Annotated in this window: 12 protein-coding genes; 6 read left to right on the top strand and 6 right to left on the bottom strand. The window is 53.1% G+C overall.

Annotation, left to right across the window (positions count from 1 at the left end; genetic code table 11):
* Positions 1 to 142: 142 nt before the first annotated feature.
* Positions 143 to 3298, top strand: a complete 3156-nt coding sequence (locus SYN_RS14720) for a transglycosylase domain-containing protein (RefSeq protein ID WP_148202606.1) — start codon at positions 143 to 145, stop codon at positions 3296 to 3298.
* Positions 3299 to 3813: 515 nt separating this feature from the next.
* Here the strand turns inward: SYN_RS14720 and SYN_RS16335 are convergent.
* Entirely contained in the window at positions 3814 to 3954 is a 141-nt protein-coding gene (locus SYN_RS16335; protein ID WP_162467434.1) for a hypothetical protein, read from the bottom strand.
* Between SYN_RS16335 and SYN_RS14710 the strand changes: the two genes are divergently transcribed.
* Positions 3953 to 5266: an MFS transporter gene (locus tag SYN_RS14710; RefSeq protein ID WP_202943574.1), complete on the top strand. Its 1314-nt coding sequence runs from the start codon at positions 3953 to 3955 to the stop codon at positions 5264 to 5266. The two genes, SYN_RS16335 and SYN_RS14710, sit on opposite strands and share 2 nt — an antisense overlap.
* Before the next feature lie 19 nt (positions 5267 to 5285).
* Here the strand turns inward: SYN_RS14710 and SYN_RS14705 are convergent, their stop codons facing one another.
* Together SYN_RS14705 and SYN_RS14700 are read right to left on the bottom strand one after the other, a co-directional pair.
* Positions 5286 to 6935 (bottom strand): phosphoenolpyruvate carboxykinase, encoded by a 1650-nt coding sequence (locus tag SYN_RS14705; RefSeq protein ID WP_011419027.1) that lies wholly within the window; start codon positions 6933 to 6935, stop codon positions 5286 to 5288.
* Positions 6936 to 7030: 95 nt separating this feature from the next.
* The gene (locus tag SYN_RS14700; protein ID WP_041585178.1) at positions 7031 to 7468 is read right to left on the bottom strand and encodes a pyridoxamine 5'-phosphate oxidase family protein; all 438 of its coding nucleotides are present in this window, start codon (positions 7466 to 7468) and stop codon (positions 7031 to 7033) included.
* Between the two features lie 242 nt (positions 7469 to 7710).
* Here SYN_RS14700 and mutY point away from each other — a divergent pair, with 242 nt between their 5' ends.
* The 3 genes from mutY (at position 7711) to SYN_RS14685 (ending at position 10354) form a co-directional block, all read left to right on the top strand.
* A complete protein-coding gene (gene mutY / locus SYN_RS14695; RefSeq protein WP_148202605.1) occupies positions 7711 to 8814 on the top strand; it encodes an A/G-specific adenine glycosylase in 1104 nt (367 codons plus the stop codon).
* Between the two features lie 142 nt (positions 8815 to 8956).
* Entirely contained in the window at positions 8957 to 9601 is a 645-nt protein-coding gene (gene trxA, locus SYN_RS16650; RefSeq protein ID WP_011419024.1) for a thioredoxin, read from the top strand.
* A gap of 183 nt (positions 9602 to 9784) precedes the next feature.
* Complete coding sequence (locus SYN_RS14685; RefSeq protein WP_011419023.1) at positions 9785 to 10354, top strand: NUDIX hydrolase; 570 nt, start codon at positions 9785 to 9787, stop codon at positions 10352 to 10354.
* Positions 10355 to 10439: 85 nt separating this feature from the next.
* Here SYN_RS14685 and SYN_RS14680 read toward each other — a convergent pair whose 3' ends face one another.
* Together SYN_RS14680 and SYN_RS15590 are read right to left on the bottom strand one after the other, a co-directional pair.
* Positions 10440 to 11009, bottom strand: a complete 570-nt coding sequence (locus SYN_RS14680) for a hypothetical protein (RefSeq protein ID WP_148202604.1) — start codon at positions 11007 to 11009, stop codon at positions 10440 to 10442.
* 31 nt (positions 11010 to 11040) lie between these two features.
* The gene (locus SYN_RS15590) at positions 11041 to 12420 is read right to left on the bottom strand and encodes a HAMP domain-containing protein (RefSeq protein WP_049750017.1); all 1380 of its coding nucleotides are present in this window, start codon (positions 12418 to 12420) and stop codon (positions 11041 to 11043) included.
* 397 nt (positions 12421 to 12817) lie between these two features.
* Here SYN_RS15590 and SYN_RS14670 point away from each other — a divergent pair, with 397 nt between their 5' ends.
* On the top strand, positions 12818 to 13504 hold the full coding sequence (locus tag SYN_RS14670; RefSeq protein ID WP_041585177.1) for an AAA family ATPase: 687 nt from the start codon (positions 12818 to 12820) through the stop codon (positions 13502 to 13504).
* A 110-nt stretch (positions 13505 to 13614) separates the two neighbouring features.
* Here SYN_RS14670 and SYN_RS14665 read toward each other — a convergent pair whose 3' ends face one another.
* Positions 13615 to 14064, bottom strand: coding sequence for a hypothetical protein (locus SYN_RS14665; protein ID WP_011419019.1), 450 nt, complete (start codon positions 14062 to 14064; stop codon positions 13615 to 13617).
* Positions 14065 to 14154: the final 90 nt, after the last annotated feature.

Below are 14154 nucleotides of genomic sequence, written 5' to 3'. Positions count from 1 at the left end.
CGCCGTGGCTTCAAGGCCGACTCCATGTCATAAAAATTACACGAACCTGCTGTTGCCTGAGAGGAGCTATGATCCCATCGGATGGCAAATATGGTAAAAAATGGCAGTTATTCCCCCGTCCTTCGCAGCGTGATTTGGCTTGATGATGATCTGGAAACATATTCTTCGGTGGCGATGGCGACTGTTCGGCGGCGCGGTCATCCTGGTTGCATCCGCGGTCCTGTGCGCGCTGGCGGTTTTAGAATTCAAAACATTCTATCTCGAGGCGCGATTACTCTCCTGGTTCGCGCAAAAGCTCACATTTTCTGTAAAATCCGGCCCCAATCCGTCCCTTCGTTTTCCTGCTGACGGCCCTTATGACAAGCGGTTAGGTTATACCCGGCTGTCGGACTTTCTTAAAAACTTAAGTGCTCAGGGATACCAGGTTGAAGCGCAGTCCCGTCCTTCCTCCAGCCTCAATGGAATAATCGGATGCGGGCTTTACCCGAGCTATCAGGAGAAGAGCCAGGCGGGTCTCTCCATTTTTGACCATGACGGCCGCTCTATTTTCAAAGTCCGGTATCCGGAACGGGTCTACAGCCGCTTCGAGTCCGTGCCGCCCCTCATTGTAAACACGCTGCTCTTTATCGAAAACAAGGAGCTGCTGGATTCTCGCCAGCCCGACCGCAATCCGGCGGTAGAATGGGACCGGCTCGCGAAAGCGATGATTGACAGAGGAATCAATGTTTTCGATTCGGATCATCGGTTTGCGGGAGGAAGCACCCTGGCTACGCAGCTTGAAAAATTCCGTCATTCACCAGATGGTCGGACCGCCAGTGCCGGTGATAAATTGAGGCAAATGGCTTCCGCTTCTCTGAGAGCCTATCTTCACGGCCGGGATACCACGGCGGTGCGCCGCCGGCTCGTCATCGACTACCTTAACTCTGTTCCGTTGGCCGCTCTTCCCGGGCATGGCGAGGTCAACGGAATCGGAGATGGATTGTGGGCGGTCTACGGCTCCGATCTCAACGCGGTCAACAGGCTCCTCTGTGATGAAGACGGATCGGATGATGCGGAAAGGGCCAGGGCCTACAAGCAGATCTTGAGCCTCTTTATCGCTCAACGCCGTCCTTCTTTCTATTTGATGACCAATCGGGATGCCCTTGAGTCAATCACGAACCGTTATCTGCACATGCTTTGCAAGGCGGGAGTCATCAACCCCGGATTGCGCGACAGCGCGCTTCGCTCAAGGCTCATGTTTCGTGAAGGGCCACCGGCTTTGCCCGCCGTTTCATTTGTGGGCCGCAAGGCCGCCAATGCCATTCGCCGCCAGCTCAGCGCTGTTTTAGGCGTGCCGCGGCTCTATGAACTGGACCGTCTGGACCTGTCCGTGAGGAGCACCCTGGATGGTGCGACCCAGGACGAGGTGAGCCAGCTTCTGCTCAAGTTGAGGGATCCCGGATATGTGGAGACGGTCGGACTCCGCGGGCTTCGTCTCCTGGAGGGCAGCGATCCGAGCCGTGTCATATACAGCTTCACGCTTTACGAGCATGTCGGCAATGCGAACCTCCTGCGCATTCAGACCGACAATTTCGACCAGCCCTTCGATATCAATGAAGGGGTCAAGATTGAGTTGGGCTCAACGGCGAAGCTTCGGACGCTGGTGACCTACCTGGAGATCATCGCCGGGCTGCATGAGCGCTATGCCGGATTGCCCAAGGAAAGTCTGCGCGAGGTCGATGTTCACGGAGGAGATCGACTGACCCAATGGGTGCTGGATTACCTGGCGGCTGAAAACGACCCCTCTCTGACCGCAATGATGGAAGCGGCGATGGAGCGTCGCTACTCCGCGAGCCCCGGAGAAATCTTCTTTACAGGCGGTGGCCAGCATGTATTTCATAACTTCGACAAATCGGACAACTCGAGAATCCTGTCCGTTCGCGACGGCTTGCGGAACTCGGTCAACCTGGTTTTCATCAGGCTGATGCGCGATGTCGTCCGGTATTACATGTACAACATGCCCGGCTCGACGGCCAGGATCCTCGAGGATAAGCAAGACCCGGCACGGCAGGCGTACCTGGTGCGGTTTGCCGATCAGGAGGGCAGGGTTTTTCTCAATCGCTTTTATAACAAGTATCGGGAGAAAAAAACCGAGGAACAGTTTGAGCTTCTGTTGCAGAGCGTGCACCCGAATCCCTTACGTCTGGCGGCGGTTTTTCGCTTTGTAAAACCGGAGGCCGGCGTGGAGGAATTCACCGAGTTCCTGCAGTCCCGGACATCTTCGCTGTCTGTACCGAAGCCGGATTTCGAAAAGCTTTACGAAACCTGCAATCCCCAACAGTGGGACCTCCAGGACCGGGGCTATATTGCCCGCCTTCACCCTTTAGAGCTCTGGCTGGTCGCCTATCTTCGGAATCACCCCGACGCGGAACGCTCCGAGGTCATGCGCGCAAGTGTGAAAGAGCGCCAGGAGGTCTATCGATGGCTCTTCAAGACCCACCGGAAAAACGCTCAGGATATCAGAATTCGCAGTCTTCTCGAGGTAGAGGCGTTTCTGGAGATTCTCCCGGTGTGGAAACGGCTTGGCTACCCCTTCGATTCTCTTGTCCCTTCCTATGCCACCGCTATCGGAAGCTCGGCAGATCGGCCGGCGTCTCTGGCGGAATTGGTCGGGATCATTATGAACGGCGGCGTCCATTATCCCATCGTAAAGATCGACAAGCTTCAGTTTGCTGCCGGGACCCCCTATGAAACCCTGCTTGGGCGCAAGGAATTCGCGGGGCGGAGGGTACTGTCGCCTGAAATTGCCGCCGCAGTGCGAAACGCCTTGGTTGACGTGGTGGAAAGAGGCACGGCGCAGCAGATCCGTGGCGCATTTGTCCTGAGCGACGGAACCCCTGTCGCGGTGGGTGGCAAAACGGGAACAGGCGATAACCGGCACAATATCTATGGACAAAAAGGACAGCTGATAGGATCCCGCATCATAAACCGTGCTTCGGTGTTTGTTTTCTTTATAGGAGATCGCTTCTTCGGCACCATCACAGCCTACGTACCCGGGCCGGAGGCCGCCGGCTACGGCTTTACGAGTTCTTTGCCTGTTAAAATCCTGAAAATAATGGCTCCCGCACTGAAGCCCATGATCGAGAAAACTGAAAATGGAAAAACTTCCGCTTCAAGGATCAGCCCGGCTTCCGTACGTCAGGTCAGGCAAGCGCGTAAAATGGGGCGGCTGCCTCCATTGAGCGATTTCAGACCATGGGAAAAAAATGTGCGCCCCTGGGTGGCGCCGCGCACCGGGCACATTCTTCCTGAACTTTGATGGATACCTTTTCCTTCTCGATGTTCTCAACCCAGATCGCTGATTGGCAGTTCCGACAAACAATAATGTAGAAAAGGTTTTCATCAATCTTGTTTGCGCATTTTGCGCAGATATTGACCTCGACTTCCGTTCCGTCCAGCATCAGAAAGTTAATTTTCGATGTTTTTTCAGCTTCCTGTTCGCAGCCGGTACATCTTTTCATTTTTTCTCCTTTTATCTTGTTCATGAAGGCCTGATAGATTTCAGATGGCTTTGCACGGCGGTTCCTCCTTCTTTGGACGCCCCCTTGTTGTATTTAATAAAAAAGCATTTGTGCGGGAATGCCTCTCCTTGCGAATTCCGCTTTCAACTCTTGAGCTTTCTGAATAAAAAAACTTTTTCATCAGCCATAGCCATCCCGCATGTGGTGCAACACGATCAGCATTGAGCCGGCGTTAAAATTAGATTGAACAACATCGGACTCTCTGATAGGTCAGATTCGTCAGTGAAAATGCTGTAACAGGTTCCTCATTTCCTTATCCGGGATGTCGCCTGGTCATCCCGGTTCCGGCAGGCAGAGTTTTGACTTCCTTACCTTCGAATTCTCCATATCCGTCGACAAGCCGGATGGTGACCCTGGTCGTGACTACCATGGCCTCCTTTCTGACGCCATTCATGGGATCTGCTTCCAACGTGGCACTTCCCGCCATGGGAAGGGAACTCTCGATGAATGCCCTTTCCCTGAGCTGGGTGGCCACCAGTTTTCTGCTGGCCGCGGCGATGAGCCTGGTTCCTCTGGGAAGAATCGCCGATCTTTATGGTCGGAGGCGGATCTTTCTCTGGGGAATCGTTCTTTACACCCTTTCTTCGCTGGCGTGCAGCCTGGCTTCCAATGCCGCCATGCTTATTTTTTCCCGCTTTATGCAGGGCATCGGCGGAGCCATGATTTTCGGCACGGCAACGGCCATTCTCATCTCCGTGTTTCCCTTTACGGAACGGGGGAAAGTTTTGGGAATCAACGTGGCTGCCGTTTATACCGGCCTGTCGGCTGGTCCGTTAATCGGCGGGTTGCTGACCCAGCACTTCGGCTGGCGGAGCATCTTCCTCTTCAATGCCGTCCTGAGCCTGATCGTCCTTTTTTTTACTCTGTGGAAGCTGAGAGATGAATGGGCCGAAGCCCGGGGAGAGCGTTTTGACCTGACAGGCACGATCATCTACAGCCTGAGCCTGTTTCTGCTGATGATAGGCTTCTCCCGGCTGCCGTCGACGGTCGCTTTTCTTTTCATTGTCATCGGCATTGCCGGCGTCGCCGCTTTCATCAAATGGGAAATAAGAACTCCGAGCCCTCTTCTGGATGTTTCTCTGTTTCTTCAGAACCGGGCCTTCACCTTTTCTAACCTGGCCGCCCTGATCCACTACAGCGCCACCTATGCCGTCAGTTTTCTCATGAGCCTCTATCTGCAGTTCATCAAGGATTTTTCTCCTCAGGTTGCGGGGGGAATCCTCCTTGCCCAGCCGGTGATTCAGGCCGTTTTTTCTCCACTGATCGGCCGACTTTCCGACCGGATCGAGCCTCGATTTCTCGCCTCCCTGGGAATGGCCCTGACCGTATGCGGCCTGTGCCTGCTCATCTTTATCGACGCCCGGTCCTCCCTGGCCTGCATTCTGGCCGGCCTTTCCCTGCTTGGACTTGGGTTTGCCTTTTTCTCCTCGCCCAATGTCAATGCGATTATGAGTTCGGTGGACCGGAAATTTCTCAGTCTGGCGTCCGGCGCCCTGGCCACGATGCGTATCCTGGGGCAGATGTTCAGCATGGGCATCGCTCTGTTGATTTTCGCCCTGATAATCGGCAAGGTGCAGATTACGCCGCTTTATTACCCTCTGTTGCTGCAGAGCATGAAAATGGCCTTTTCGATTCTGTCCATCCTGTGTTTTCTGGGAATTTTTGCCTCGCTGGCCCGGGGCCGGATGCGCAATAACGGGGCATGACAGGATCGGCTTGTTCCGACTATTCAATGTCCAGGGCTTCCCGGGGGGAAAATTCCTTGTAGTGATAAGGCAGAGACTCGCGGATCGGTTCGGGGATCCGGCCGTATCGTCCTTCAAATTCCTCCAGGTATTCCCGACGGCCCCGGTAAAAATCCTGCAGCCGTTTTTCCAGGATAACGGGGTCGTCAAAAAGCCGGTAAGCGGTCATGAGGTCCAGATTGGCCCGGTCGCACTTGATGGGATAGTGATAGCCCAGGTGGTCGGCCTCGAGGCTGAAGCGGAGCTGCATGCGGACCAGATCGTTGTAGGCCGCGAGGGACTGGCGCAGGGTGACCTTTTCCTCCTTCAGACCGATGGTTCCCGTATTGGCCAGATAGCACTGGATTTTGTTCCGCTTGACGATATCGTAAAAAATCATGGCATGTTCCAGGCGGTCGCCCGCCATGAAGGGATCGAGGAAAAATTCCCGTTTGAATCGGCCGGCCTCTTCGGGGTTGCCGCCGCTGCTTTCAATGGATTCGCCGTAGATGAACTGCATGGTGGCCTGCTCCGGCGTCAGGCGGCTGAGCACATTGACCAGGGGATTCCGGGTCAGGATGATGATGTAGTGGATGCGGTCCGCCCGCAGGCTTTTCGAGGCGATTTCCAGGTTGTCCCGCGAGACTACGGCCCTGCCGTTTCCCGTCTTGGAAATATCCGCGAAATTAGGCATATAGGGGTACTGGGTCAGAGCGACATTTTCCAGGAAGGCGTCCCTGGATTCCGCAGCCCGGAGGATTTCCGGCTGGCTGGCGTCCAGTCCTTCCGTTTTCACATAAACTCCGCCCATCTCGAAGGCCGCGTAGCTGGCGTCCAGTCCCAGTGCGCCCCCGTCGTCGCCGATCATCTCCGAACGCTCAAGCGGAACTTTCGTGAATTTGCGGCAGAGAGTCGTGGTCTTTCCGGTCGCGGTCAGTCCGGCCACGGCGGTCACGATATCCGTCAGTTCCATCCGGGCGGTTTCCTGATCATACACCCAGAGCGAATCTCGGCGCGCGCCGGCATGGAGAAAAATTCCGGTTTTGTCGATGGCCTTGATCCTCCAGTCCTCGAACTGGAAAATTCCTTTTTTCCCTTCTCCGAGATAAATCGTATTGCGGCAGATTTTAACCTGATCTCCACGCTTGTCGCCCAGCATGAGGCGGATGGAGATGTCCTTGTCCACCAGCTTTTTTGCACGGTTGCGTTCAAAGGCTTCGTCGGTGTAATAGATGATGGTATAGGTGGGGTTGTCCAGAACGAGCGGTGGATGATTGAAGAGGAGTTTGAGACCATAGGCGATCTGGGCATACTGTTCCGGGACAAGAAATCGGGCGGAGACGCCGTCCCGACCATCGCCGATGTAGGTATCAAGGGAAATCAGCCTCTCTTTTTTCAGCGACTCCACCATTTGGTCGGCCAGTTGAGCTTCCTCATCGCCGAAGGGGTGATCCACACTGTTGCGGGTGTGAGGCGCCGACCGGGACATGGGCTCGGAATCCGCCGCCACGGAGCCGATATGGGTCTGAATCACCCCCTCCTGCCGCAGGGCGATTTCCTTCAACTCCTCCAGCGGGCGGCCTTCGATAAGGCGGCCTTCCTGTCGGGCGGTTTCATAAAGCTGCTTTGCTGCTGCCTTGAATATATTCATCTGTCTTCTCCCCTTGGGCTGAGTTTCACGACTTCCTTTTCAGAATCCGGCAGGATGACCACAGATTTTTATGGCCTGCGGATTCTGCTGCCTGTTCAATCGAGAGTGAGAAATGAAGCGTCCGTTATTCCATCGAGCAGCTGGAGGGACTTCACCTTGACGACGAAAAATTCGGTATCGGGATTTTCGGCAAAGGTCTTAAGGTGAGGATGTCGATCCATCAGACTGTTTTTAGCCCTCAGTCTTGCCACCTCGTCTTCAATGCGTTCAAACTGACCGCTGATTGTCAGCGCCTTCGTGTGAGTCCGGTCCGCGGGGTTGTCCTCCTCCCGGGTGTCCACAAGCAGACTGACCACCGGATTGCTCAGCAGATTTTCGTACTTGCGAGTGCTTCGGAACGTCATCATGTAGATTTCCCGGCAGTCATCGTTAACGGCATAAGACATGAGCGAACAGTGCGGCTCGTTTCCGGAAGCGGTGGCCAGGACACAGGTATCCTTGGATTTCAAAAGCTTTTTCATTCCCTCCAGCATAGTCGAACCTCCTGATAGAAAAATCATGGAAATTTTTTGTTCTTGAAATGTGAAGCAGTCCGTGAAAATAAATCCGTGAGAATGAACAGGAAGACGGTTTCGTCAAAAACCATGATGCCCCTTCACCCCGGGTGTATTAAACTTTTCTTCGGCGGCATGGAGTGTCACGTCGGCGAAACGGTTTAAAAATAAGGGATATTTGACGAATTTTCAATAAAATCCTTTTGCCAGTCAAACAGAAAATGATGAACATCCGGCATGAATCCCTGCAGAGGGCGGAGCAGAATGCACAGCGGATTGCCACCCTGCTGACGGCCTGGTACGAAAAAAACAAACGCCTTCTGCCCTGGCGCAGCACTTCGGATCCCTATGCCATCTGGCTGTCAGAAATCATGCTGCAGCAGACCCAGGTGGAGGCTGTGATTCCGTATTACCGGCGTTTTCTGGAGCAGTTCCCGACGATTGAAGAACTGGCCCGGGCTCCGCTGGAAGCGGTTCTCAAGGTTTGGGAGAAAATGGGATATTACAGCAGGGCGCGTCATCTGCACGCGACGGCCCGGCTTATTCTGGAGTCCCACGGCGGCCGGTTTCCTGCAAACCCGGTTGATTTGATGGCGCTTCCCGGTATCGGTTCCTATACATCCGGCGCTATCCTCAGCATCGCCTTCGGGAAATCCGTTCCTGCCGTTGATGGCAATGTGAAACGGGTTTTGAGCCGGCTTTTCTTTGTGGACAGTCCTGTGGACCTTACCTCGACCAGGCGGCTGCTTTCAGCCCTGGCGGAAAAGCTCGTCCCCGCCCGGCAGCCGGGACGGTTCAATCAGGCCCTGATGGAGCTGGGGGCTGTCCTTTGCCGCCCGAAAACTCCCCTGTGTTCCGATTGCCCTCTGCAATCGATCTGTCTGGCTTATGCCGGCAGTGGTCAGCACTTCTTGCCGGTTTCCCGAAAAAGAACGAAGCGGCCGCACAGAGAGGCCGTTGCCGCGGTCATCCGGGATTCGGAACAGCGTCTTCTTGTGATCCGGCGGCCGGCAGCCGGGTTTCTTGGGGGCCTCTGGACCTTTCCCGGGGGGATGCTCAACCCCGGGGAAATCGTTACGGAGGCCGTGGAAAGGCGTTGCCGGGAAGGGCTGAACATTACCGTCGCTGCAGGTGATTCCCTGATGACGCTCCAACAGACTTACACACACTTTCACCTGACTCTGCACGTTTTTGCCGGAACGATTCTGGATGGCGTACCCGACTCCCCGCAAAAGGACAACTGGCGTTGGGTGAGCCCCGGGGATATCCGGAATCTGCCCTTTTCTCGAGCCGAACTCCGGATTCTGGAGACGTTATTCTCCTGAGGGGCGACTCAACTCCAGGGTGAAGGTTACCGGAATGCCTATGGAACAGCCTGCTTCGATTCTTTACTTTTCCAGCGGACTCGTGTAATTTATGCCGTAATTCCAGCATGCCCGGTGAGATGTCGCATCAGGACCGTCCGGAATGTCCGGAACGGAAGACGGACAGGGTTTGAGAATCAAGAATTCGCTGGAGACAGGAAGGGACAGGGCTTCGGGCTTTTTCATGAAAGAGGATGACGACATTATAATTCGCTGCCTTAACTGTGGAACGAAAAATCGTATTCCAAAGGGCAGGTTCCAGGAACATCCCGCGTGCGGCCGCTGTCATGCGCCGCTCGATGATATGATCATCCGGTGTCTGAGATGCGGCACGAAAAATCGCATGCCTGAAAACAGGCTGAACGATTCTCCCTTGTGCGGACGTTGCGGTGCGCCTCTGATTGTCGACAGCAGCCAGCATCAGCCCATGGATGTTATGGACAGTACGTTTCTGCGGGAGGTGCTGACGTTCGCCGGTTCCGTTTTGGTCGACTGCTGGGCGCCCTGGTGCGGTCCCTGCCGGGCCCTGAGCTCCATTCTTGAAGAACTGGCCCTCAAATACGCGGGGGGGATCAAAATCGTCAAGCTGAATGTGGACGAAAACCCCTTGACCGCTCAGCAATTCGGCGTCCGGAACATTCCGACGATGCTGTTTTTCAGGAATGGCAAACTGGTTCATTCCCTCGTCGGCCTGCTCCCCAAAGAAGAAATCGAACGTCATCTCCTGTCCGTCATGGAAACAAATTAATTGGAAATACAGAGCCCCCATAACACTTCTCTTCGGGATTCATGCCGCTGGCAGGAGTGGGGGCAGAGGCGATGCAGGCGTGTGCCGTGCAGGTCGAGGAGTCATAGTGAAACCGATGCGGGAGGCCCTTGGACGGAGAATAGGAATAACCACCCAAACCGATGAATGAGAGTGTAAGGAAGAATGTCCGAAATCAAGCCACAGCGACTGGAAGAAAAACCAGTGTATACATGCCGGATTTTTGAGGTCTACGAAGGAAAAATTCAACTGCCCGACGGCAGGACAGCCACTCAGAGCTGGATCAATCACAGGCCCTGCATCGCCGCCGTGCCCGTTTCTCCTGAAGGGAAGCTGCTTTTGATCCGTCAGTATCGGGCGGCTGTCGAGCAGATGCTCCTCGAAATACCGGCCGGAGCCCTGGACAAGGGGCCGGAAACTCTTGAGGAATGCGTCCAGAGAGAGCTTGCGGAAGAAATCGGGTTTCAGGCCCGACGGCTGGTCAAACTTTTTGAAGGGTATCTGGTACCCGGCTACTGTAATGAATACATGTATTACTACCTGGCGACGGATCTTTTTGCTGCGTTCCTGCCGCCGGACCTTGATGAAGTTATCGAGGTGGTCCCGATCTCTTTTCAGGAGGCCTTGGCCATGATGAAAGACGGCCGGATCGCTGATTCAAAAACCGCCCTGGGGATTACCCTGGCCTGGGAGTATCTGAAAGGCTCTTCGGACGCGCCGCCTTTTTCCGGCTGATTTCGTCGGGTTCATGGTGTCATACCGCTGAAGCAGCGTTGTGTGCTTCCTGCCGCCGGGTGATCAAGTGCAAGAAAACCGGGTGTCAGCGCAGCATTCTTTCCCGTTTTTCCCTCTGAATTTCCATGTTTTTCAGAAGCCGGATGTCTCTTTTGAGCTGTTCGTTCTCCTGGTTAAACCGATTGAGTTCCTCCTGGGTTTTTTCCGTAAGCTCGCGAATTTCCTTCCTCAGTTGCTCGTTTTCCCGCTGAAGCCTGTCTTGTGCGATCTGATTGTTTTCCACCCTTTGCTGACAGGTGTTTAACTTTTCTTCCAGCCGGGAAAATGCGTCAAGATGACCCAGCCAGAGCTCAGCCTGGATACGCCACTTACTTTCAGGATGCTTTTGAACCAGTGTTTCAAAAATTTTTCTGGCTTTGGTGTAATCGGGCAGTCGTTCCGGGATCGTCTTCAGGCAGTTCAGGCCCTCCTCGAACAGCTTCCGGTCGTCGGCGGAATAATCCGGAAAAGACAGAGATTGCTGCAGGGTAATGGTTGGCTTTCTCTCCGGAGGAAGTTCTGTCATGGTTGTACAGGCCGCCATCTGACAGAGAAGAAAGTTAAGAAAAAGGACACGGAGCAGAAGGGTTCCCTTTTTCCGTCCGCTTTTTTTCATGCCCGAGGCATTTATTTCCGTGCCCCTGTTTTTAACTGCATTTAAAGGAAGGAGCTGACTCAGCACCTGATCCTGCTTCCTTTTCAAAATCCTCCTCCTTGATGTAATTGCTTCCCGGCATGGCCTTTGCGTATTCTTTCAGCGTTGCCGCCCTTTTGGCCATGACCAGAGGATTGGCAAAGCGTTGGCCGTCGTCGGTGACGATGGCAATCGTGATCGTCATCAGGGGATACTTCCGATAAATGCCCTGGCGGTCCCTGGCGATGATAAATCCCTTGTTCCTGTCTTTTTCACTGTAAAATCGGGTAATCTGCTCATCAAAAACGCGGACCATCTCTCCGCTGATTTCCTCAGCCCGTCTGGGATCGGCTATAATCACAAAATCATCGCCCCCGATGTGCCCGAGAAATACATCATTTTCCAGATCAGGTCGTCGACCCAGGGCTGCAACGAGCATCAGCCCCACTTCCTTGATGACTTCACTGCCCCAGGCGTAGCCATAGTGGTCTGCAAAAGGCTTGAAATTGTCCAGATCGACATGACAGAGGGAAAACAGGTGCTTTTCGGACAACCGCCTGCCGATTTCTTTTTCAATAGCCAGATTGCCGGGCAATCCGGTCAGGGGACTCGCATCGAGATGCAGCGCCTCGAGTTCTTTGAGTCGTTCAGCCATATAACCAAAGGCCTGAGCCAGGCTGCCGATTTCATCGTGCCGGGCGATATCCGGCCGATAATCAAAATTGCCTTCGCCGATTCGTTCCGTCGCCTTTTCCAGTTTTTTCAGGGGTCGGGAAATATTGATCGTTGTCGCCATTGCAAGGAGCAAGCCGATGATCAGTGTAACAGCCGTCAACACGAGGGTAATCCGTGAGGCCGTGGTTCCCAGACGGTTGATCGTATTCATCCGGAAATCCATTTCCTTTTCCGCATTCTGTTGCAGAGAGCGGAGCTGGGAAGCCATCCTTTCGATAAGCAGCCGACTTTCCTTTTCTGACAGGGTGAAGGCTTCCTCTATGCGATCCTCGGAAATCAGCCGCCGCTCCCGCTGGAACAGGGACTGATAACGATTGTGAAGTTCTTTCAGGCGTTCCGGATTGGCTTTACTGACCGCAAATGGGCGTCGTTGCAGTGCCTTCAAGGCTCCTTCAAATTCTCTGCCCCGTTGCCGGAATATCTTTTCAAAGGATGGATCTCTCAGAACGAGATATTTTTTTTCAGCATTTTCCTGAGCCAGAAGGGTGTCAATCATCGATTTGCTGGTGTTGATGAGATAAAAATCTTCGTGGATGATTTTAAAAGCCAGGTCGTTGAGTGTGCGAAAACGATCCAGGGCATAGACGACTGCCAGCACAGCAAGTAAAGCCATCGCGAAATGAGTCAGGATCAATTTTCTGCTGATGGTGAGCTTCATGCTTGTCATTCCAGAAGAAAACGGCTGGTTCGCTTATATAAACCGAACGGTTGGCGTGGTGATACGAATGTTATTAATTTAATATATTTCGGCGCATCGAGCAACGGGATTCGTTCTGCCCGGATGAATGATCGGATTGTCTTTCCTGAAGAATGTTCTGTTGTGTATCATTGGACCACAAGTTTCGAGTGAAATGCCAGACAGCGGGATAGCAAGGCCTGTCCTGATTTTTTATCCTTCTCGAATGCTTGTGCTCGTCGTGTCTTTCCTGATGATGCTTGCCCCATTTTGAAACATCTGCTATAAAGTCCTTAAGAAGCTGATAGCTGTTTTAAGCCATTCTGTAAATGAAACCCTTACGAAAAAACTTGATCTTCATTAAAAGGAGGAAATGCATATGAAATTAGAACGCCGTTCTTTGAACTCACTGGTGGAAGAACAGTTATCCAAATGGCAGGCACAAAAAACGGCAAAAAAAGAGGCGGTCACAGAAGAAGAGCCTAAACCTATGCTCACCATCTCCATCGATCCCGGCAGTGGAGGCGTTGAAGTCGCCAAGCGACTCGCCCCCCGGCTTGGAATGGATCTCCTCGGTGCTGAAATTCTTCAGAAACTTGCAGAGAGTACCCAGTTGAGCGAGTCGGTCGTGAAAACACTTGACGAGAAGGAAACATCAAAACTGGACTCCTGGCTGGACTCACTATATGCCAGGGAGCATCTGTCACCGGATGAATTTTTAAAACATATGACCCAAGTGATCGGAACCATTGGAAAACACGGCAACACCATCTTGCTGGGCCGCGGCGCTCAGTACATCCTTCCCCGCGAAACGACTTTCCGGGTCAGAATTATCGCACCTCTTGACATGAGGATTGAAAATCTAACACGAACTACCCGGCGAGCTGCGGAAGAGTTTGTCCTGAAAACGCAGGATGCCCGGAGAGCCTTTGTCAGGCAGTATTTCCAAAGGGATGAAACCGATCCCCTGAATTACGATCTTGTGGTGAATACCGAAAACCTGAGCATCGATGCGGCGGTTTCGATCATTGAGACCGCCTTCAAGGCAAGATTTCCAAAGAAGTAAAGTGTAATATCTCCTCCCCGGACAAGCCTCTTCCGGATCCGTTCCTCTGAATTTGCCGGGCTTCAGAGATCCGGATTTTACACATCTCCATGCTGTCAGATGTTTTAAACTTAACCGGCCTGTGCAGCAAGCTCCTGATAACGTTTGGTGATCGTATAAATCCCCGAATCGAAAAGGCGGATCGTCTTCGTCAGAGTCTCAACGGCCTGATATTGATCCATGGGGCTCATGAAGATTGCCTGCATTTCGGCATAGAGCCACAGATGGCGGCGCATCATGATTAAGGCGTATATCGCTTCATGCAGCGGGATGCCTTCCCGGTATCTTCGTTCCGCATATGAAGAAAAATAGGCTTCCTGTTTCGGGTAGGGTCTCGATTCAAAATAAATATTGATAAAATTCTTGTAAAAATCAATAGCATAGTTGATGCATTGCTCCTGGGTCATACTGTGAAAAGATGGCGTTTTAGGATTTTTCATGACGTCTTTTGCCCAATTCACAGCGATGTCTCTTGTGTTTTTCTCCATTATACCCAATAAGCGATCTGCAAAAACTCTCATGCTCTGTATTCCTCCTGAAATATAATATTATATGGTAAGGATCAACGCCGGTCAGCATGAACATATCCCATTAAGCCATTGTAATCTTGT

This window comes from Syntrophus aciditrophicus SB (genome assembly GCF_000013405.1).
Lineage (GTDB): Bacteria > Desulfobacterota > Syntrophia > Syntrophales > Syntrophaceae > Syntrophus > Syntrophus aciditrophicus.
This window is presented reverse-complemented; position numbering and strand designations above follow the sequence as displayed.